Origin of the sequence: Aeromonas simiae (assembly GCF_014892695.1) — a bacterium.
In the GTDB taxonomy this organism is placed as follows: Bacteria; Pseudomonadota; Gammaproteobacteria; order Enterobacterales; family Aeromonadaceae; genus Aeromonas; species Aeromonas simiae.
Genome location: NZ_CP040449.1, coordinates 1,224,018 through 1,243,776, shown reverse-complemented (window position 1 = coordinate 1,243,776; position 19,759 = coordinate 1,224,018). Strand labels below are relative to the sequence as shown.

General features: G+C 60.0%; 16 protein-coding genes. 10 read left to right on the top strand and 6 right to left on the bottom strand.

From position 1 onward, the window contains the following. Nucleotides 1–19 precede the first annotated feature (19 nt). Nucleotides 20–1,477, bottom strand: coding sequence for an N-acetylglucosamine-specific PTS transporter subunit IIBC (gene nagE, locus FE240_RS05865; RefSeq protein WP_193003756.1), 1,458 nt, complete (start codon nt 1,475–1,477; stop codon nt 20–22). 275 nt (nt 1,478–1,752) lie between these two features. On the opposite strand from nagE, the gene nagB reads away from it, so the two are divergent. From nagB to hdfR, 5 genes are all read left to right on the top strand, one after another. Next, nucleotides 1,753–2,553, top strand: a complete 801-nt coding sequence (nagB, locus tag FE240_RS05860; RefSeq protein WP_193003755.1) for a glucosamine-6-phosphate deaminase — start codon at nt 1,753–1,755, stop codon at nt 2,551–2,553. A 10-nt stretch (nt 2,554–2,563) separates the two neighbouring features. Continuing rightward, entirely contained in the window at nt 2,564–3,706 is a 1,143-nt protein-coding gene (gene nagA, locus FE240_RS05855) for an N-acetylglucosamine-6-phosphate deacetylase (RefSeq protein WP_193003754.1), read from the top strand. A gap of 9 nt (nt 3,707–3,715) precedes the next feature. Continuing rightward, complete coding sequence (nagC, locus tag FE240_RS05850) at nt 3,716–4,930, top strand: DNA-binding transcriptional regulator NagC (RefSeq protein ID WP_193003753.1); 1,215 nt, start codon at nt 3,716–3,718, stop codon at nt 4,928–4,930. A gap of 230 nt (nt 4,931–5,160) precedes the next feature. Continuing rightward, nucleotides 5,161–5,517 carry a DUF413 domain-containing protein gene (gene maoP, locus FE240_RS05845; RefSeq protein WP_193003752.1) on the top strand — a complete coding sequence of 119 codons (357 nt, stop codon included), beginning with the start codon at nt 5,161–5,163 and terminating at the stop codon, nt 5,515–5,517. Further along, nucleotides 5,517–6,404 (top strand): HTH-type transcriptional regulator HdfR, encoded by an 888-nt coding sequence (gene hdfR, locus FE240_RS05840; RefSeq protein ID WP_193003751.1) that lies wholly within the window; start codon nt 5,517–5,519, stop codon nt 6,402–6,404. The genes maoP and hdfR overlap by 1 nt, the downstream gene beginning before the upstream one ends. Before the next feature lie 48 nt (nt 6,405–6,452). On the opposite strand, the gene tyrA is transcribed toward hdfR, so the two are convergent. The 4 genes from tyrA to FE240_RS05820 form a co-directional block, all read right to left on the bottom strand. After that, a complete protein-coding gene (gene tyrA / locus FE240_RS05835) occupies nt 6,453–7,580 on the bottom strand; it encodes a bifunctional chorismate mutase/prephenate dehydrogenase (RefSeq protein WP_193004464.1) in 1,128 nt (375 codons plus the stop codon). A gap of 57 nt (nt 7,581–7,637) precedes the next feature. Further along, nucleotides 7,638–8,714, bottom strand: coding sequence for a 3-deoxy-7-phosphoheptulonate synthase (locus FE240_RS05830; protein ID WP_193003750.1), 1,077 nt, complete (start codon nt 8,712–8,714; stop codon nt 7,638–7,640). Nucleotides 8,715–8,995: 281 nt separating this feature from the next. Next, complete coding sequence (gene glpD / locus FE240_RS05825; RefSeq protein ID WP_193003749.1) at nt 8,996–10,483, bottom strand: glycerol-3-phosphate dehydrogenase; 1,488 nt, start codon at nt 10,481–10,483, stop codon at nt 8,996–8,998. A gap of 226 nt (nt 10,484–10,709) precedes the next feature. Beyond that, nucleotides 10,710–11,468 (bottom strand): DeoR/GlpR family transcriptional regulator, encoded by a 759-nt coding sequence (locus tag FE240_RS05820; protein ID WP_193003748.1) that lies wholly within the window; start codon nt 11,466–11,468, stop codon nt 10,710–10,712. Nucleotides 11,469–12,048: 580 nt separating this feature from the next. On the opposite strand from FE240_RS05820, the gene FE240_RS05815 reads away from it, so the two are divergent. Together FE240_RS05815 and glpK are read left to right on the top strand one after the other, a co-directional pair. Continuing rightward, nucleotides 12,049–12,897 (top strand): MIP/aquaporin family protein, encoded by an 849-nt coding sequence (locus FE240_RS05815; protein ID WP_226799022.1) that lies wholly within the window; start codon nt 12,049–12,051, stop codon nt 12,895–12,897. A 33-nt stretch (nt 12,898–12,930) separates the two neighbouring features. Beyond that, nucleotides 12,931–14,436, top strand: coding sequence for a glycerol kinase GlpK (gene glpK, locus FE240_RS05810; protein WP_193003747.1), 1,506 nt, complete (start codon nt 12,931–12,933; stop codon nt 14,434–14,436). 127 nt (nt 14,437–14,563) lie between these two features. On the opposite strand, the gene FE240_RS05805 is transcribed toward glpK, so the two are convergent. Then, nucleotides 14,564–15,373, bottom strand: coding sequence for a DUF2726 domain-containing protein (locus FE240_RS05805; RefSeq protein ID WP_193003746.1), 810 nt, complete (start codon nt 15,371–15,373; stop codon nt 14,564–14,566). A 209-nt stretch (nt 15,374–15,582) separates the two neighbouring features. On the opposite strand from FE240_RS05805, the gene FE240_RS05800 reads away from it, so the two are divergent. The 3 genes from FE240_RS05800 (at nt 15,583) to ppx (ending at nt 19,715) form a co-directional block, all read left to right on the top strand. Beyond that, nucleotides 15,583–16,089: a glycine cleavage system protein R gene (locus tag FE240_RS05800; protein ID WP_193003745.1), complete on the top strand. Its 507-nt coding sequence runs from the start codon at nt 15,583–15,585 to the stop codon at nt 16,087–16,089. A gap of 64 nt (nt 16,090–16,153) precedes the next feature. Continuing rightward, nucleotides 16,154–18,235: a polyphosphate kinase 1 gene (gene ppk1 / locus FE240_RS05795; RefSeq protein ID WP_193003744.1), complete on the top strand. Its 2,082-nt coding sequence runs from the start codon at nt 16,154–16,156 to the stop codon at nt 18,233–18,235. Further along, nucleotides 18,225–19,715, top strand: coding sequence for an exopolyphosphatase (ppx, locus tag FE240_RS05790; RefSeq protein ID WP_193003743.1), 1,491 nt, complete (start codon nt 18,225–18,227; stop codon nt 19,713–19,715). The genes ppk1 and ppx overlap by 11 nt, the downstream gene beginning before the upstream one ends. Nucleotides 19,716–19,759: the final 44 nt, after the last annotated feature.

The window sequence follows — 19,759 nt, the reverse complement described above, 5'->3', positions numbered from 1 at the left end:
TGTGGCGACAAGCGCCGGGTTAACGCAGGGACTTCATTTCACCAGCGATGATCTCGGCCAAGGGGCCCAGAATCACTTGCAGGTTCTGCTCGCCGAGCTTGACCACACCGGCGGCGCCGAGAGCCTTGAGCTTACGCTCGTCGACGATGCTGCGATCCTTCATGGTCAGGCGCAGACGGGTGATGCAGGCGTCGATGGTAACCAGGTTGTCGTGACCCCCCAGCACCTCGAGGTATTGACGGGCCAGCTCGGTCTTGTCGGTCGGCTGGTTGGTGACCACCGGAGCGGCTTCGTCATCCTCACGACCCGGGGTCTTGAGGTTGAACTTGGCGATCACGGCGCGGAACACCACATAGTAGAGGCCGAAGAAGACCAGGCCCTGTACCAGCAGCATGTACCAGTGGACGGCCAGCGGGTTGCGGCTGGAGAGCACCATATCCACCAGACCGGCGCTGAAGCCGAAGCCGGCAATCCACTGCATGCTGGCGGCGATGAAGACAGACAGGCCGGTCAGCAGGGCGTGAATGACATACAGCACGGGCGCCACGAACATAAAGGAGAACTCGAGCGGCTCGGTGACACCGGTAAAGAAGGCGGCAAAGGCGGCGGCGATCATGATGGATGCCACTTTCTCTTTGTTCTCTTTCTTGGCCGCGTGGTAGATGGCCAGCGCCGCACCCGGCAGACCGAACATCATGATGGGGAAGAAGCCGGCCTGATACATACCAGTCACACCCGCCACGGCTTTACCCGCGTCGATGGAAGATTGACCACCGAGGAAGTTCGGAATGTCGTTGATACCGGCCACATCAAACCAGAACACCGAGTTCAGGGCGTGGTGCAGACCGACCGGGATCAGCAGACGGTTAAAGAAGGCGTAGATGCCGGCGCCGGCGGAGCCCAGGTTGACGATGGACTCGCCAAAGCTCACCAGACCACCGTAAATAACCGGCCATACCGCCATCAGAATGAAGGAGACGACGATCATCACGACAGAGGTCACGATCGGCACCAGACGGCGGCCCGAGAAGAAGGCCAGCGCCTTGTGCAGCTCGACGCTGCTGAAGCGGTTATACAGCTCGGCGGCGATAACACCGCACAGAATGCCGACAAATTGGTTGCTGATCTTGGCAAAGGCAGCAGGTACCTGATCGGCCGGGATCCCCTTGATCTGGGCCACGGCGCCTGGGCTCAACAGGGTGGTGACCACCAGGAAGCCAACCAGACCCGCCAGGGCCGCAGCACCGTCCTTATCCTTGGACATGCCGTAGGCAACACCGACCGCGAACAGCACAGGCATGCTGTCGATGATGGCGGCCCCTGCCTTGATCAGGAAGGCGGCGACCGGACTACCACCACCCCAGCCATTCGGGTCAATCCAGTAGCCAATCCCCATCAGGATGGCGGCGGCGGGCAGTACTGCCACCGGTACCATCAGCGCGCGGCCGATTTTTTGCAAATAACCGAGAATGTTCACGGCTCCCTCTCCTTATAGTGCTAGTTTGAATTCTTGTTTCAAAATAAGTGCTTTAGACTTGCTCTTGCATAAGCCTATTGGCTTGTTTTTCAGTCTATGTCTTTTATTTCGCCCTGCAAATTAATAAACCATCTTTCGTGATCATTATCACCCAAATGACATATGAATGAGTAAATTGTGTGGCACATGTCGGAATCTTTATTTACGCTATGAAACAACTTACGATTCCGATTCCATGCCAGGGTTCACCCGGCACCTGACCAAAGAGGTATCCCATGCGTCTGATCCCGTTGAAGTCCGCCAGCCAAGTCGGTCTGTGGTCTGCCCGTTACATTGTCGATCGCATCAATGCCTTCCAGCCGACCCGCGATCGTCCGTTCGTGCTGGGTCTGCCGACCGGCGGCACGCCGCTCTCGACCTACAAGCGACTGATCGAGCTGCATCAGGCTGGCGAGGTGAGCTTCGAGCACGTGGTCACCTTCAACATGGACGAGTATGTCGGCCTGCCGGAAGATCACCCGCAGAGCTACCACAGCTTCATGTACAACAACTTCTTCAACCACATCGACATTCGCCCCGAGAACATCAACATTCTCAACGGCAATGCCGAGGATCTGCTGGCTGAGTGCCAGCGCTACGAGGAGAAGATCAAGTCCTACGGCAAGATCCACCTGTTCATGGGCGGCGTCGGCAATGACGGCCACATCGCCTTCAATGAGCCGGCCTCCTCCCTCGCCTCACGCACCCGCCTCAAGACCCTGACCGAGGATACCCGTATCGCCAACTCCCGCTTCTTCGATGGCGACATCAATCAGGTTCCCAAGCTGGCACTGACCGTGGGCGTCGGTACCCTGATGGATGCCGAAGAGATCATGATCCTGGTGACCGGCCATGGTAAGGCGCTGGCCCTGCAGGCCGCCGTCGAGGGCTGCGTCAATCACATGTGGACTATCTCCACCCTGCAACTGCACCCCAAGGGCATCGTGGTCTGTGACGAGCCCTCCACCATGGAACTCAAGGTCAAGACGGTGCGTTACTTCCAGGAGCTGGAAGCGGCCAACATCGGCCGCCTGTAAGGAGAACGCCATGTACGCACTGCACAACTGCACTCTCTATACCGGTGAGGCGATCCTCACCGGCCATGCCCTGCTGATCGATGGCGACAAGATTGCCGCCATCGTCGAACAAGAGGCGATCCCGGCTGATCTGCCCCGCCACGACTTGCACGGCGCCAACCTGAGCGCCGGCTTCATCGACGTGCAGCTCAACGGCTGCGGCGGCGTCATGTTCAATGACGCCATCACGGTTGAGACCCTGGCCACCATGCAGGCGGCCAACCTGAAATCAGGCACCACCAGTTTCCTGCCCACCCTCATCACCAGCCCGGATGAGGATATGAAGCGGGCCGTCATGGTAACCCGTGACTATATGGCCGCCCATCCTAACGAGGTGCTCGGTGTCCATCTCGAAGGCCCCTACACCAATGTCAAACGCAAAGGGATCCATCCGGCCGAGCAGATCCGCCAGCCTGCCGATGAGATGATCGACTTCTTCTGCGCCCATCATGAGGCCATCGGTAAAATCACCCTGGCCCCGGAGCGTAATGACCCCGCCCACATTCGCCGTCTGGTGGATGCCGGCATCTTAGTCTCGGCCGGCCATACCGCCGCCAGTTACGATCAAGCGATGCAGGGTTTTGATTGCGGCATTCGTTTCGCCACCCACCTCTACAACGCCATGACCCCGACCATCAACGGTCGCGAGCCCGGTGTGGTCGGCGCGATTTACGATCGCCCCGACGTCTATGCCGGCATCATCGTCGACGGTCACCACGTGCACTGGGCCAACGTGCGCCTGGCCCACAAGATCCTCGGTGAACGTCTGGTGCTGGTGACCGACGCCACCGCCCCGGCCGGAGCCCCGGAAGGCTTCGATCAGTTCGATTTTTGTGGCGCAACCGTCTATTACCGCGATGGTCAGTGTGTCGACGAAAATGGTACACTCGGCGGCTCGGCCCTCACCATGATCGAGGGGGTCGAAAACCTGGTGAAACAGGTCGGGTTGCCACTGGATGAGGCGCTGCGTATGGCCACCCTCTATCCTGCCCGGGCCATTGGATGGGACTCGCGTCTCGGTAGTATCCAGGTCGGCAAGGTAGCCAACCTCACTGTCTTCGATCAGGACTTCACGGTCCGTGGGACCGTGGTTAACGGACACTACAACCAATAAGCAGACACGATGACTGGCGGACAAATAGCGAACGTAGATCTCATCAAGCAGGTCAACAGTGCAGCCGTATACCGGCTGATTGACCAGCAAGGCCCCATCTCGCGGGTCAAGATAGCAGAGCTGAGCCACTTGGCTCCCGCCAGCGTCACCAAAATCACCCGTCAACTCATTGAGCACGGGCTGATCAGAGAGAGCGCCCCCCAGGCCTCCACCGGGGGACGCCGCGCCATCTCGCTCAACACCATCAAGAGCCGCTTTCACTTCGTGTCGGCCAAGCTGGGCCGCGGCTACCTGCACCTCTCTTTGTATGATCTCGACGGCAAGTCACTCGATGACCACATCATCCAGGTGACCGAGATCGACCAGCAGCCAGTGGTGGACATGCTGCTGCGCGAGATGGGGGCTTTCATCGATCAGAATCGTGAACGCTATCGCCAGCTCATCGCCATCGCGCTCATTATGCCGGGTCTGGTCAATCCCGAGACCGGCATGGTCATCTACACCCCCAAGTACCAAATCCGCAACCTGCCGCTGGCCAAGCTGCTGGAGAACCACTTCAATCTCCCCTGCTACGTGGGCAATGACACCCGCTCGCTGGCACTGGCCGAGCACTTCTTTGGTGAGTCCCGCGACTGCATGGACTCAATTCTGGTGAGCGTGCACCAGGGGACGGGCTCGGGGATCATCACCAAGGGGCAGGTGTTTCTCGGTCAAAACCGCAACGTGGGTGAGATAGGTCACATCCAGGTCGAGCCCCTCGGCAAGCGCTGCCACTGTGGTAACTTCGGCTGCCTTGAGACCATTGCCTCCAACGAGGCCATCATCGATAAGGTGAAAGAGCTCATCAGCCGTGGCCATCAAAGCCGGCTGCAAGACAAGCACATCACCATCGAAGAGGTGTGCAAGGCGGCACTGGCCGGGGACGAGCTGGCGCGCAGCGTGCTTGAAAATGTGGGCGAACACCTAGGGCGGGCCATCGCCATCACGGTCAACCTGTTCAACCCGCAAAAAGTGCTGCTGGCCGGTGAGATCACCGTGGCCGAAGAGATCCTGATGCCCGCCATTCGCCGCTGCGTCGAGCACCAGTCCCTGCCGAGCTTTCACCGTGGCCTGCCCATCGTCAGGGCCCGCTTTCAGAATCAGCCCACCATAGGCGGGGTTGCCTTGGTCAAACGGGCCTTACTGGAGGGCGATCTGCTGCAGATCATCATGGAGCAGAAGTAATACGATGACGGGCTCGCCGTCGCGAGCCCGTCAGTCCCCCTTTCCCTCTTAGAACACGATTCCAGCCCCTTCTGTTTTGCGCCTCCTCGCGATTAACAGAAATTTTTTCGCATCCCCGGTGTTTCGATAAAATTTTTTCATTAACATGGCGAGCAAATTGATTTTGCACTATCGCCGTGCCTGATGATACTTGCCCGCGAAGGCATCCATAACCAGTAAAAAGATCACTTATGAGCTTCGAATCTGATAAGCGTTTCAACGACTTCAAACATTTCCCACGTGGTCTTCGCCGCAGCGGCGAGTTCACGGTTGCCGAGGCCGACAGCCTCGAAAAATTTGGCACCGCCATGCTGGCTCTCTACCAGGGCGCCATGGAGCCCCGTGACGAGGTGGAAGCCGCCTTTATCGCTCAGGTGAAATCGGGCGAAGCAGGTGGCAACCCTCACGCCAAGGTGTGGTTCAAATACCTGAAGGTGATCGGTCCCAAGCGGGTGCACCGCCTGTGCACCGTGGCCGGTGGCGCGGAAGAGAGCAACAGCTTTGATAGCGGCAACGGTGGTGGCGGCGGCGACGAGTCGCTCGATTAATGGATACCGAACTGCTTCGGACCTTTATCGAGGTCAGCAAGACCCGGCACTTTGGCCGGGCCGCTGAGAATCTCTACCTTACCCAGTCGGCGGTTAGCTTTCGCATCCGCCAACTGGAGCAACAGCTAGGGGTGAGTCTGTTTGCGCGGCATCGCAATAACATCCGCCTCACCGCCTCAGGCGAGCGACTGCTCCCCTATGCTGACGCCATCTTGCACACCCTGGGACGAGCCAAGCAGGATGTGGCCCTCTCCCCCGGCTTTAGCCAGCAACTGGCCATCGGGGCTCCCCCTGTGTTCTGGGAGCTCGATTTCAATGACTGGCTGGGCCACATCTACGCCCTAGCCCCCGGCCTTGCGGTGCGCCTCGAGACCGCCTCACGCGAGCACCTCTGCCGTCAGTTGCTGGAGCGCTCCCTCGATTTGGCCCTGCTCTCCGAGCCGACCAAGATCGACGAGATCGCCCTGCATCCCATCGGTGAGCTGGTATTTGAGCTGGTGAGTCGAGAGCCGAATGTGGGCAACGACCAGCTGGCCCAGATGCCCCATATCCACCTCGACTGGGGCACCAGCTTCGAGCCACAGCCAGCCCGCTTGCAAAGCCTGCAAAAGACGCCTGTGCTGCATTCGAGCTCAGCCAGCATGGCGCTGCACTTCCTGCTCGGCAATGGCGGCGCGGCCTATCTGCCGCGGCGCATGGTGGGCCCCTACCTAGAGCAAGGGCGCCTGCACCTGGTTCAGGAGGCGCAGCCCCTCACCCGCCCCCTCTATCTTGCCTATCTGGAGAAATCGGAGCGGCGCGAACTCATCGACGAGCTCTTAAGCCTGCCGCTTGGCTGGCTGGAGGAAGATCTGCGCAGCAGCCTGACCGGCCCCAGCAAGGATTGAAAACAACAAGAGGGCCGCAGCCCTCTTTTTTTATGATCGCCCAGTGGCTTAAGCCAGATGGCGGCGATCGTTGGCCTGGGCAAGCAGCTGCTTGCTCTCACGCAGGAACTGACCGGCATGCTCGCCGAAGTAGTCAGCGACCTCGTTGAACGACGCCACGAACGCCTGCCGCTGCCCCTGCTCGAGCAGGGCGAGCGAGCGACCGAAGCCGTCGTAGTAGCGGCGGATCATGGCCAGGTTCTCCGGTGAGGAGAGGATGATATCGGCGTAGAGGGCCGGGTCTTGGGCAAACAGCCGCCCGACCATGGCCAGCTCCAACCGGTAGATGGGGGAGCTCAACGAGAGTAGCTGCTCAAGATCGGCCTGCTCCTCGGCCAGATGGCGGCCATAGGCAAAGGTCGCGAAATGGCGCAGCGCTTGAATGAAGGTCATGGCCCTGTCGTGTTCAGCGGCGCTCACCTGCACCAGCCGCGCGCCCCAGATGGTCATCTGCTGACGCAGCCACTCGCTCGCCTCGGGATGACGCCCTGTACAGCAGACGATGACCTGCTTGGCAAAACTTGCCACATCCGGCCCGAACATGGGGTGCAGACCGAGCACAGGCCCGTTATGCACCTGTAACATGGCGTTGAGCGGCCCCTGCTTGGTACTGGTGAGATCGACCAGCAGGCAATCTTCCGGCAAGCGGCCCAACTGGCCTATCACCGCCTCGGTCACGTCGATGGGCACGGCCACCAGCACCATGCCAGCATCCGCCAGCAGGTGATCGGCCCGCGCCCACTCCTCTTTTTCCAGCACCTCGACCCGATAGCCGGACAGACGCAGCATATTGACGAACAGCCGGCCCAGCGCACCACGCCCGCCCACTACCACCACGTGGCGCAGTGATGGGTTGATGCATTTGAAGCCTGTGTCTTTTTCACTGGCATAGGACTCACGCATGATGCGGCGCAGCACGTCCTCGATGAGATCCCCCGGCACACCGTTGGCCTCGGCCTCTTCGCGGCGACGGGCCAGCATGGCCGCCTCGCGATCCGGGGCATAGATGGGCAGGCCGTGACGGCTCTTGACCTCCCCTACCTCGGCCACCAATGCAAGCCGGCGGGCCAGCAAGGCCACCAGCTCTTTGTCCACTTCATCAATCTTGTCCCGCAGGACATCCAGTTCTTTTGCCATCATCCCTTCTCTACATGCAAGCGGGCCGCCATGAGGCGGCCCGTCCATTATTCAATGTCAGGCCTGCTGCCGTCGAGCCTCAAGCGCAGTCCCCAGCTCCTTGTGGGCTCGTGCCAGCAGCTCTGCCGTGCTATCCCAGCCGATGCAGGCATCGGTGATAGAAACGCCATAGCGCATGCACTCGCGCGGCTGCTCGGAGGATTGGCTTCCCTCCTCCAGATGGGATTCGAGCATGAGGCCGATGATGGAGCGGTTCCCCTCCTGGATCTGGTGGATGACGTTATCGGCCACCTTGGGCTGCAACCGGTAATCCTTGTTGGAGTTGCCGTGGCTGCAATCGACCACCAGACAAGGTTGCAGACCGGCCGCCTCCATCGCCTCTTCGGCCAACGAGACATTGACCGAGTCATAGTTGGGGTGCTTGCCACCGCGCAAAATGACGTGACCATCCGGGTTGCCCTGGGTCTGGAGCAGCGCCACCTGGCCCTGCTGGTTGATCCCCATAAAGGCATGCGGCATGGCGGCCGCACGCATGGCGTTGATGGCGGTGCCGAGGTTACCGTCAGTGCCATTTTTAAAGCCGACCGGCATGGAGAGGCCAGAGGCCAGCTCGCGGTGAGTCTGAGACTCGGTGGTACGCGCCCCGATCGCCGACCAGGAGAAAAGCTCTGCCAGGTATTGCGGGCTGATAGGATCGAGCGCCTCAGTCGCCAGCGGCAACTCCAGCTCGGCCAGCCAGCACAGCAGCTCGCGGGCCCGGTGCAGCCCCAGCTCCACGTCGAAGGTGCCATCCAGATTGGGATCGTTGATGAATCCCTTCCAGCCGACGGTGGTTCGCGGTTTCTCAAAATAGACCCGCATCACGATGTAGAGAGAGTCACGGTAAGCGTCATGTAAGGCCTTGAGACGGGTTGCGTACGCCTTGGCGGCCTCCATGTCGTGAATGGAGCAGGGGCCGCAGATCACCAGCAGCCGATGATCTCGGCGATGAATGATGTCAGAGATGGTCTGACGCGCCCCCTGTACGAAGGCCAGCGCCTGCTCAGAGATAGGCAACTTTTGTTTGAGCTCGGCCGGGGTGATCATCACCTGCTCGGACTGGATATGAATGTTGTTCAAGGGATCTTTGTGCATGGGTGAACTCTCTCTACTCAATGAAACCACCGCGGCAACTGTAAAGTTTAATTTACCAAAAGTTCGCTCACGGCAACGCAACCGGAGTTCACCTTACCAATTCTGCATCATCAGGCAAGATAAAATGTGACACCACACCATCAACTGCACCTTTTTTGCTCAACCCACCCTCTTCCACCATGAACAACAAACTCTAAACCAGTAATTCGTAAACTATTTAATCCAGTTGCTGAGCAATAAAAACGGAGCCCGTAGGCTCCGTCTTACGCTCAACGACCGGATCAGCTCGCCCTTGGCAGGGCGTGGAGATACTGCTCCAACCAGGCGGCCAGATGCTGCTGCTGCCGCTCATCCAGACGCAGCCCCAGCTTGCTGCGACGCCAGAGAATATCTTCCAGTGTTCGCGCCCACTCCTGATCGATCAGGTAGCGCACCTCAGCCTCATACAGACCGGCACCAAACGCTTCACCGTGCGGCTGGCCGAGCCAGAGTCTGGCCCTGGCCCCATACGCCTCAGCGATACGCAGGGCGGTGCGATCATCCAACCACTCAAATTCGAGGCTAAAGGCCAGCGCCAGCTCGCGTACCGGACAATCAAACTCCCCCCCCGGCAACCGGGTGGTGGCAGTCCAGTCCCCGCCCATCTGCGAGAACCAGGGTTGCAACTTGTGGCAGGCCGCCTGGGCCAGCTTGCGATAGGTGGTGAGCTTGCCACCAAACACCGACAACAATGGCGCCTCCTGCTCACTCCCGCTCACCTCCAGGGTGTAATCGCGGGTTACCGCTTGGGGCGAGTCGGACTCATCGTCACACAACGGACGCACCCCGGCGTAGGTCCACACCACCTCCTCAGGGCTGATCTGGCGAGTGAAATGGGCATTGACCACCTGGCACAGGTAGTCGATCTCCGCCGGGCTCATGCGCGCCTCGCGCGGACTGCCCTTGTGCTCCACGTCCGTGGTGCCAATCAACGAGAAATCCTGCTGATAGGGGATGACGAAGACGATGCGCTGATCCTCGTTTTGCAGTATGTAGGCCTCTTCACGCTCGTGGATGCGCGGCACCACCATGTGGCTGCCCTTGATGAGGCGGATGCCACGCGGTGAACGCTGATGCAGCCCCTCATCATAGAACTGCTTGACCCAAGGGCCGGCCGCATTGACCAGAGCATTCGCGCTGACGGTGAAACGCTCCCCCCCTTCCCGCTCCAAGGTGATCTGCCAGCGCTTGCCTTCGCGATGAGCATCGACACAGGTGGTGCACGTCTCGATCTGTGCCCCCTTGTCCCGGGCCAGCATGGCATTGAGCACCACCAGCCGGGCGTCATCGACCCAGGCATCCGAGTATTCAAACCCCTTTCGGATCTCGCGCTTGAGGCCATCGCCCTCGCTAAAGCGCAGGCCAACACTCCCCTTGAGCCGATCGCGCTTGGCCAGGTTGTCATAAAGAAAGAGGCCGGCGCGGATCATCCAGGCCGGGCGCAAGTGTGGCCGGTGCGGCAGACGAAAACGCATCGGCTTGGCGATGTGGGGCGCCATGCCGAGCAGTACTTCACGTTCGGCCAGCGCCTCTTTCACCAATCGAAACTCGTAGTGCTCGAGGTAACGCAGCCCGCCGTGGATCAGTTTGCTCGAATTAGAAGAGGTGGCCGAGGCGAGATCGCGCGCTTCAAACAGGGCCACCTTCAATCCCCGGCCTGCCGCGTCGGCGGCAATGCCCACTCCGTTGATGCCGCCACCGATGACGACCAGATCATAATGCTCGTTCATGTTCACCCTCTTCATTCTTATAGCTATGCGCGCCTTAACGCTCAATTTCGAGCATATTAGAAGACAAAAAGAAAATAAACGAACACAAAATGAAAAAAGTGTGATCGAAATGGGATATGGGTGTGCCTAACGGCAACACTCCGATAACCCATAAAGGAGAGAAAAGAGAGGAGGAGAAAAACGGATGGTGCGTCAGGGGCTAGACGATGTCAGCCCCTGCCAAGGCTTAACAGAGGTGGTACTCAATCTGATGGCTGGCCATGATGCTCGCCAGCTTCTCCGGCGGCTCCTGATCGGTAAACAGGGCATGGATCTGGCTGATGTGCCCCAGATTGACCATGGCATTGCGGCCAAATTTGGTGTGATCGGCAGCCAGCAGCACCTCTCGGGAGTATTGAATGATGGCCTGGGCAATCTTCACTTCGTGATAATCGAAATCGAGCAGCGAACCGTCGAGATCGATGCCGGAGATACCGATGACCCCGTAATCCATGCGGAACTGACCGATGAAGTCGCGGGTCGCCTCCCCCACTATGCCACCATCACGATTGCGAATTTCGCCACCGGCGATGATCACGGTGAAGTCATCCTTGGCCGTCAGAATGCTGGCCACGTTGAGGTTGTTGGTGACGATGCGCAGATCCCTGTGCCCAAGCAGGGCACGGGCCACCGCTTCGGTGGTGGTGCCGATATCGATAAAGAGCGAGGAGCCGTCGGGAATATGGGCCGCCACCGACTGCGCAATGCGCTCCTTCTCTTTGAGCTGCATCACCTTGCGGGTGGTGTAGGCGGTATTGACCGTGCTCGAATGCAGTGAAGCGCCACCATGATGGCGGCGGATCTTGTTCTGCTCCGCCAGATCGTTGAGGTCGCGCCGAATGGTCTGCGGGCTCACGTCAAAATGGCTCACCAGGTCTTCCGTGGAGACGAATCCCTGCCGGGTGAGGACATCCAGAATCTCCTGATGTCGTTGCGTTTGCTTCACCTAGGTCCTCCAGTGTGATCGAAAAATGCCCCGCAGCATGGCGGGGCCCATGCAGTCTACCCCAAGCCGGGGGGGATCAGGTAGGCGAAGGGTCACGTTTCAACACGCCAACCGGGTGGGTCAAGCCCATTTTTTCTCTGCGCTCATCTCTTGCCCCCAAGGGTTCGAGCTCGAACGCATTCACTCAACCCCCAGGCTTAACATGGTTGTTGTGAGCACAATATGCTCACAAAAAGACAACACCATCCCCATTTCGAACCTAAAAGAACAAAAAGAGCCACAAACAAAAGACTCATACAAAACCAATCCAGCCATTCTTCCCCTTGAAATCGCTTGCACACTTTGCTGGTGGTCACATTTTTTTAGCATCTTGTGCGATCTCGAGCACAATTTGTCGCGCCCGCATTTAACAGCCGCCAAGAGATGGGAGTATCTTTGCGCCATCCCTGAGCGAGCGAAAACGAACATCACGAACGTCGTGAGTGATAAAAAAACAACATCTCTTTCGGGGTCGAACGTCGGCAAGAAAGAACATCAGATTTACGGAATCACGCCTCACGGTGGATACAAGGAACAGACTATGAGCATACAAAGACCGAATACCCTACCCGGCGAACTGTTCGCCGAGTTCATCGGCACCGCCCTGCTGATCTTCTTCGGCGTGGGTTGTGTTGCCGCCCTCAAATTGACCGGTGCCAGTTTTGGCCAGTGGGAGATCTCGATCACTTGGGGTGTGGGCTGTGCCATCGCCATCTATGTGACCGGCGGTATCTCAGGCGCCCACATCAACCCGGCCGTCACCCTCGCGCTGGCCGCCTTCTGCGGTTTTGAGAAGCGCAAAGTGGTGCCCTACATCGTGGCCCAGATTGCCGGCGCCTTTGCCGCGGCGGCCCTGGTTTATGCCCTCTACAGTGGTCTGTTCACCGAGTGGGAAACCACCCATAACGTGGTGCGTGGCAGCCAGGAGAGCCTGGCACTGGCCGGCACCTTCTCAACCTATCCGAATGCGGCGCTGAGTAACCTGCAAGCCTTCTTTGTCGAGTTCTTCATCACTGCCGTGCTGATGCTCTCCATCCTCGCCATCGGTGACAACAACAACGGTGCCCCCAAAGGCTTTGCTGCCGCCCTGCTCATCGGTCTGGTGATCGCCGTCATCGGTGCCTCGTTCGGCCCGCTCACCGGCTTTGCCATGAACCCGGCCCGTGACTTTGGTCCCAAGCTGTTTGCCTTTGTCGCCGGCTGGGGCGAGATCGCCCTCACCGGTGGTCGCGCCAACCCCTACTTCTGGGTACCGATCATGGGGCCCATCTGCGGCGCCCTGGCTGGTGCCGCCCTCTATGTGAAGGTGCTGGCCCCCTGCGTTCCCGGCAATCGTGTGGCCACCGAAGAGGCCGCCAAGCTGTCCAATAAGAAAGAGGCCGCTGCCTGAGTGGCGGCCCTACCCGACCAAGTGGAGAACATCATGACCGCTCAACAGAAATACGTCGTCGCTCTGGATCAGGGAACCACCTCCTCCCGTGCCATCGTCTTCGATCAAGACGCCAACATCGTCGCGACTTCCCAGCGCGAATTCACCCAGCACTACCCCAAGGCGGGCTGGGTCGAGCACGACCCGATGGAGATCTGGGCCACCCAGTCCTCCGTGTTCACCGAAGTGCTGGCCAAAAGCGGCCTGCACAGCGAGCAGATCGCCGCCATCGGTATCACCAACCAGCGTGAAACGACCGTGGTGTGGGAGAAGGCCACCGGCAAGCCCATCTACAACGCCATTGTCTGGCAGTGCCGCCGCACCGCCGCCATCTGTGAAGAGCTCAAAGCGCGCGGCCTGGAAGAGTACGTACGCGAGAACACCGGCCTGGTGCTGGACGCCTACTTCTCCGGCACCAAGGTGAAGTGGATCCTCGACAATGTAGAAGGGGCCCGCGAGAAGGCGATGAACGGTGAGCTGCTGTTCGGCACCATCGACACCTGGCTGGTGTGGAAGATGACCAACGGCGAGGTGCACGTCACCGATCCGACCAACGCCTCGCGCACCATGCTCTACAACATCCGTGATCTGAAGTGGGATCAAAAGCTGCTCGACGAGCTCGGCATCCCCATGTCCATGATGCCGGAGGTCAAACCCTCCTCCTCCGTCTATGGCTACACCACCCGTGGCGGCGGTACCCGCATCCCCATCGCCGGCATCGCCGGTGACCAGCAGTCGGCCCTGTTCGGCCAGCTCTGCTTCGAGAAGGGGATGGCCAAGAATACCTACGGCACCGGCTGCTTCCTCTTGATGAACACCGGCACCGAACCGGTTCGCTCGCAAAATGGCCTGCTGACCACGGTCGCCATCGGCCCGAAGGGCGAGGTGAACTATGCGCTGGAAGGGGCAGTCTTCATGGGCGGTGCCACCATCCAGTGGCTGCGTGACGAGCTCAAAATCATCCACGATGCCCGCGACACCGACTACTTCGCCAGCAAGGTGGGCGACACCAACGGCGTCTATCTGGTTCCGGCCTTCGTCGGCCTGGGCGCCCCCTACTGGGACCCGTACGCCCGTGGCACCATGGTCGGCCTGACCCGCGGCGCCAACCGCAACCACATCATCCGTGCCGCGCTCGAATCCATCGCCTATCAAAGCCGCGACGTGCTCGACGCGATGCAGCAGGACTCCGGCATCAAGCTGGCGGCCCTCAAGGTGGACGGTGGCGCAGTCGCCAACGACTTCCTGATGCAGTTCCAGTCCGACATGATGCACACCCCTGTGGTGCGCCCGACCCGCATCGAGACTACCGCCATGGGCGCCGCCTTCCTGGCCGGCCTCGCCGTCGGTTTCTGGAAGAGTTCGGACGAGCTGGAAGACAAGTTCAGTGTCGATCGTGAGTTCATCCCGCAGATGGACAGAGCCGATCGTGACAAGCGCTACCGCGGCTGGCAAAAAGCCGTCGAGCGCTCCCGCCACTGGGCAATCGAAGAAGAGTAATCATCCACGCAGCGTAACAAAGGCCGGCATTTGCCGGCCTTGCTGTTGCTCAATGCCACCGAGCAAAACATTTAGGCAAGAAACGAAAAGCCGGCCAAAGGGCCGGCTCTCTCTTGGTATGCACCGCTCAGTCGGCGCGCTTGTCGGTCAGGGTGGCATAACGGCACTCGGGGAAACGGGTGCAGGTCATGAAGTAGTGACCGGCCTGTGGCCCTTTGCGGGCCAGGCGCTCCACCAAGGGCGCATCACAGCGCGGGCAGGTATCATGCATCCGCTTCACCTGCGGGGCTCGCGGCTCCTCCTCCACTTCGGTCATCAGGCCGGGATTGAAGGTCGGCTCACGTCGGCCACCGGTCTCGACGCCATCGAGCATCAGGGCCCCCAGCGTCGGCTCGTCACCAAATTCGCGCTCATGGTGATGCTCGTCCACATGGTGGGGCGGCAACTCCGGCTCCTCTTCCTCAAGACCCAGCTCAGGCTCCAAGTAATAGTGCAGCTGCTCATGCAGGGCATCGACGTCGTACTCCGCGGCCAGCGGAATCGCCAGCAGCGCCAATCCTGCCGCCTTGCAAGCCTCACGGCGGAAGTCCTGCTCATGGCCCTCCTCCTCTTCGATGACGATGCCGCACAGAGGGGTGGCATCCTCTCGATCGATGAGGAGATAGTCGAGATCCCAACAGGTCAATTCATCCGCAGCCAACTGCCACTTGCGGCTGGATAGCTTGTCGTTAGGGATCAGCACATTGGCCAGATTGACCTTGGCCAACACCCGCGCTGAATCACCGACGGCCTCCTCCAGCGCATCCAGCAGGGCCAGCTCCTCGGCCTCCAGCACGCCTTCCTGACGACGGTAATCAGAAGGGTTACCACCACGACGCATCCACCACAACACGGCCGCCACCAACAGCATCAAGACGGCCAACCAGACTAGGCCCATCACTCCTCCTGCGCCCACGACTCTCGGGCTGAAAAAAACGGGCGATACTCTAGCACGCCACCAGAGGGATGTCAGTTGGTGACGCAGCCTGTTTATTTTGCATACAACCCAGACCACCCCGCTTCATCGCCGGGAATTTATCGTCCGGGTGCTTCATCTGAGGCAGCGGCGCAGGCACAATGGAACAAGAGCACGACAAGGAGAAGCAGATGCAAAAACAACTGGTTATCACCGTGATAGGTCCGGATCGCCCGGGAATAGTGGAGAGTCTTGCCGAAGCCGTCAGCACGGCGGGTGGTAGCTGGCAGGCCAGCTCCATGAGTGAACTGGCCGGCCAGTTCGCCGGCATACTGCAAGTGACCCTACCCGAGGCGGCGGTAGCACCACTGCACCAGGCGCTCGATGCCCTGCCAGATCTGCGCGTCACCTTAGTCGAGGGGGCCGAGGTCGCCCTGCCCGATAGCGAACTGCTCATCACCCTGACCGCCAACGACCGCCCCGGTATCGTTCATGAGCTCTCCGCCGCCCTGCACCGCCTTTCGGTCAACGTGATGGAGCTCAGCACCGGCTGCGAGGCCGCCGCCCACAGCGGTGCCCCCCTCTTCTATGCTCACGCCCTGCTGGCCCTGCCACAGGGGATGACCCAAGAGGAGCTGGTCACCGCACTGGAATCCCTCTCCGATGATCTGATGATCGACATCGACGAAGCCGGGTGACGTCATCAGGTTGTCATCATTTCGTCATATAAAGGGCAGCCCATAAGGATCACAGAGGCACACCATGAGCACTGACAAGCTGTACGAAGATAAGGAGCTCAGCTGGCTCTCATTTAATGAGCGAGTACTGCAGGAGGCGATGGACAAGACGGTACCGCTCATCGAGCGGATACGCTTCCTCGGGATCTTCTCCTCCAATCAGGACGAGTTTTTCAAGGTGCGCGTCTCCGAGGTCAAGCGCCGCATCCTCATCAACGAAGAGCACGGCGGCGACGAAACCGCCAAGGTACTGCTGCGCGCCATCCAGCAGAAGGTGCTGAACCTCGGTGAGGCGTTCGATGCCACCTACCGCGAGCTGTTGCTGCAACTGGCCCGCCACAATATCTTCTTGGTCAACGAAAACCAGCTCTCCGAAACCATGGTCAGTTGGATGCAGACCTTCTTTCGCGAGAAGGTGCTGCGCCACATCACCCCCATACTGCTGAGCAAGGAGGTGAACCCGGCGCGCTTTCTCAAAGATGAGCGCACCTATCTGGCTATCGAGATGAAGAAGCTGGGCCAGGTGATCCAGTACGCCCTGGTCGAGGTGCCGACCGACGATCTGCCGCGCTTCTTTCAACTGCCGCCAGAGGGATCACGCCGCAAAAAGCAGATCATCCTGCTCGACAACATCATCCGCCTCAATCTTGACGCCATCTTCAAGGGTTTTTTCGACTACGACGAGATTGCCGCCTATGCGGTCAAATTGACCCGCGACGCCGAGTATGACCTCTCGGATCAGCTGGATCTCAGCTTGGTCGACAAGATGAGTGATGGCCTCAAGCAGCGCATCACCGCCATGCCGGTGCGCTTTGTCTATGAGCGGGAGATGCCGGCAGCCATGATTAGCTTCCTCAAGCTCAAGTTGCAGATCAGCTCATACGACGCCATCATCCCCGGCGGACGCTATCACAACTTCAAGGATTTCATCGGCTTTCCCAACGTCGGCCGCGATTATCTGGAAAACCCCAAACTGCCGGCGCTCGATTGCCGCGACTTTGATGGCTTCGTCAATGCCTTCGACGCCATCCGCCAAAAAGACATACTGCTCTACTACCCGTACCACAAGTTCCACCATTTCACCGAGCTGGTGCGCCAGGCCGCCTTCGACCCTGCGGTCACCGCTATTCGCATCAACATCTACCGGGTGGCCAAGAAGTCGCGCATCATCCACTCCCTCATCGACGCCGCCAACAATGGCAAGAAGGTGACCGTGGTGGTCGAGCTGCGCGCCCGTTTCGATGAAGCGGCCAACATCGACTGGGCCAACATCCTGACCGATGCTGGGGTGCGGGTGGTATTCGGGGTGCCGAGCCTCAAGATCCACTCCAAGCTCTGCCTCATCACCCGAATGGAGAACGGCGAGCCGGTACGTTATGCCCACATTGGCACCGGCAACTTCAACGAGCGCACCGCCAAGATCTACACCGACTTCTCCCTCATCACCTGCCACCCGGAGATCGCCGCCGAGGTGGAGAACGTGTTCGACTACATCGAGTACCCCTATCGCCGCTACAAGTTCAACCACCTGCTGGTCTCCCCCATCAACAGCCGTCGCCAACTGTTTCGCTTGATAGACAGCGAGCTGGCCAACGCCAAGGCCGGGCAGCCATCGGGGATCTTCCTCAAGATCAACAACCTGGTGGATCGGGATCTCATCAACCGCCTCTATGCCGCCGGCCAGGCCGGAGTGCCGATCCAGATGATCATCCGCGGCATGTGCGCCCTGCGCCCCGGCATCCCCGGCATCCCCGGCCTGAGCGAGAACATCAAGGTGATCAGCATCATCGACCGCTTCCTCGAGCACCCGCGGGTCATGGTGTTCCACAACAAGGGGGCACAGCAGGTGTTCATCTCCAGCGCCGACTGGATGACCCGCAACATCGACGGCCGGATCGAGGTGGGCACCCCCATCTATGATGACCGGCTCAAGCAACGCATCCTCGATATCCTGGATCTGCAGTGGAACGACACCACCAAGGCGCGGGTCATCGATGCCGAGCAGAGCAATGCCTACGTCAAGCGTGGCAACCGCCGCAAGCTGCGCAGCCAGGTTGCCATCTATGACTACCTCAAACAGACCGAGGAGAAGAGCGGTGGACAATAGTCTCTATGCCGCTGTGGATCTGGGATCCAACAGTTTTCACATGATCATCGCCCACCTCAGCGAGGGGCGTTTTCGCATCGTCGATCGCATCAAGGAGCGGGTGCGCCTAGCCGAGGGGATGGATGCCCAGAAACGGATGAGCCCGGCAGCCATGGCGCGCGGGCTCGCCTGCTTGTCGCTGTTTGCCGAGCGGCTGGCCAACATTCGGCCCGATCACGTGCGTATCGCCGGCACCTACACCCTGCGCCGCGCCAGCAATGCCCGTGACTTTGTGTTGCAGGCCAGCCGGATCTTGCGCCACCCCATCGAGATCATCAGCGGTCAGGAGGAGGCCCGCCTCATCTATCAAGGGGTCGCTCATACCCAACATGTGGAGGGGCAGGTGCTGGTCATCGACATCGGGGGTGGCAGCACCGAACTCATCATAGGGGAAGGATTCACCCCCGCCGCCTTAACCAGCCGCAAGATGGGCTGTGTCAGCTTTACCCAGCAATTTTTCGCCGATGGTCGCCTTGGCGAACGCCAATTTACCGCCGCCATGTTGGAAGCCCAGCACCAGCTCGACCCCATCCTCGAGCAGTACCGCACCCTCGGCTGGCAGGACTGTCTCGGCAGCTCGGGCTCCATCCGCGCCGTGCACGACGTGTTGTTGCAAGAGGGGCTTTCGGAGGGAGGCATCACCCTCGGGGCGCTCGAACAGCTCAGAGAACGGATGATCGAGTGCAAAAAAGTGAGCCACCTCAAGCTCTCCGGTCTGCCGGAGGAGCGGCGCGAGGTGTTCGCCGCCGCCGTCGCCATCCTGCTGGCCCTGTTCCACTCCCTCAAGATAGAGCGGATGGACTACTCGGACGGCGCCCTGCGTGAAGGGTTGCTCTATGAATTCGAGGAGCGCCTGCAACACCACGATATCCGCGAGCGCACCACCCTGGCCCTCAGCCGCCACTACCGCATCGATGTGCGCCAGGCGAGCCGGGTGGAAGAGACAGCCCTGACCCTGTTTGACATGTTGCGCGATGATTGGCAGCTCGAGCGCGAGCCCTACCGCGCCATGCTTGGCTGGGCGGCACGGCTGCATGAAATTGGCCTTGCCATCAACTACAGCGGCATTCACCGCCACTCGGCCTACATACTGCAACACACCGATCTGCCCGGCTTCAGCCAAGAAGATCAGACCCTGCTGGCAGCACTGGTGCGCTTTCAACGCAAGGCGCTGCGCCCGGACGACATGCCCGCGCTACCGAGTCATGACGAACAGAGCGTGCTGCGCTGCATCCGTCTGCTGCGGCTGGCCGTGGCCATGCACCACAGGCGTCAGGATGAGTTGCTGCCCTCCCTGCGCGCCAGCGCCGCTGAGAGCAGAATGACACTGGAGCTGCCGGAGGGGTGGTGCGAGGCCAATCGCCTGCTGATGCAGAACTTGGAAAAAGAGCAGCGCTACTGCCATGAGATGGGCTGGACGCTGGAGCTGCGTGCGCAGTAATGACTTACCTCTCACTACACGGGGCTGCCGCTGGGCAGCCCCGT

Excerpts from the sequence above, each read along its gene's own strand:
- nagB (WP_193003755.1), top strand. The coding sequence starts at position 1,753 with ATGCGTCTGATCCCGTTGAAGTCCGCCAGCCAAGTCGGTCTGTGGTCT.
- nagA (WP_193003754.1), top strand. The coding sequence starts at position 2,564 with ATGTACGCACTGCACAACTGCACTCTCTATACCGGTGAGGCGATCCTC.
- nagC (WP_193003753.1), top strand. The coding sequence starts at position 3,716 with ATGACTGGCGGACAAATAGCGAACGTAGATCTCATCAAGCAGGTCAAC.
- maoP (WP_193003752.1), top strand. The coding sequence starts at position 5,161 with ATGAGCTTCGAATCTGATAAGCGTTTCAACGACTTCAAACATTTCCCA.
- hdfR (WP_193003751.1), top strand. The coding sequence starts at position 5,517 with ATGGATACCGAACTGCTTCGGACCTTTATCGAGGTCAGCAAGACCCGG.
- tyrA (WP_193004464.1), bottom strand. The coding sequence starts at position 7,580 with ATGGCAAAAGAACTGGATGTCCTGCGGGACAAGATTGATGAAGTGGAC.
- FE240_RS05830 (WP_193003750.1), bottom strand. The coding sequence starts at position 8,714 with ATGCACAAAGATCCCTTGAACAACATTCATATCCAGTCCGAGCAGGTG.
- glpD (WP_193003749.1), bottom strand. The coding sequence starts at position 10,483 with ATGAACGAGCATTATGATCTGGTCGTCATCGGTGGCGGCATCAACGGA.
- FE240_RS05815 (WP_226799022.1), top strand. The coding sequence starts at position 12,049 with ATGAGCATACAAAGACCGAATACCCTACCCGGCGAACTGTTCGCCGAG.
- glpK (WP_193003747.1), top strand. The coding sequence starts at position 12,931 with ATGACCGCTCAACAGAAATACGTCGTCGCTCTGGATCAGGGAACCACC.
- FE240_RS05805 (WP_193003746.1), bottom strand. The coding sequence starts at position 15,373 with ATGGGCCTAGTCTGGTTGGCCGTCTTGATGCTGTTGGTGGCGGCCGTG.
- FE240_RS05800 (WP_193003745.1), top strand. The coding sequence starts at position 15,583 with ATGCAAAAACAACTGGTTATCACCGTGATAGGTCCGGATCGCCCGGGA.
- ppk1 (WP_193003744.1), top strand. The coding sequence starts at position 16,154 with ATGAGCACTGACAAGCTGTACGAAGATAAGGAGCTCAGCTGGCTCTCA.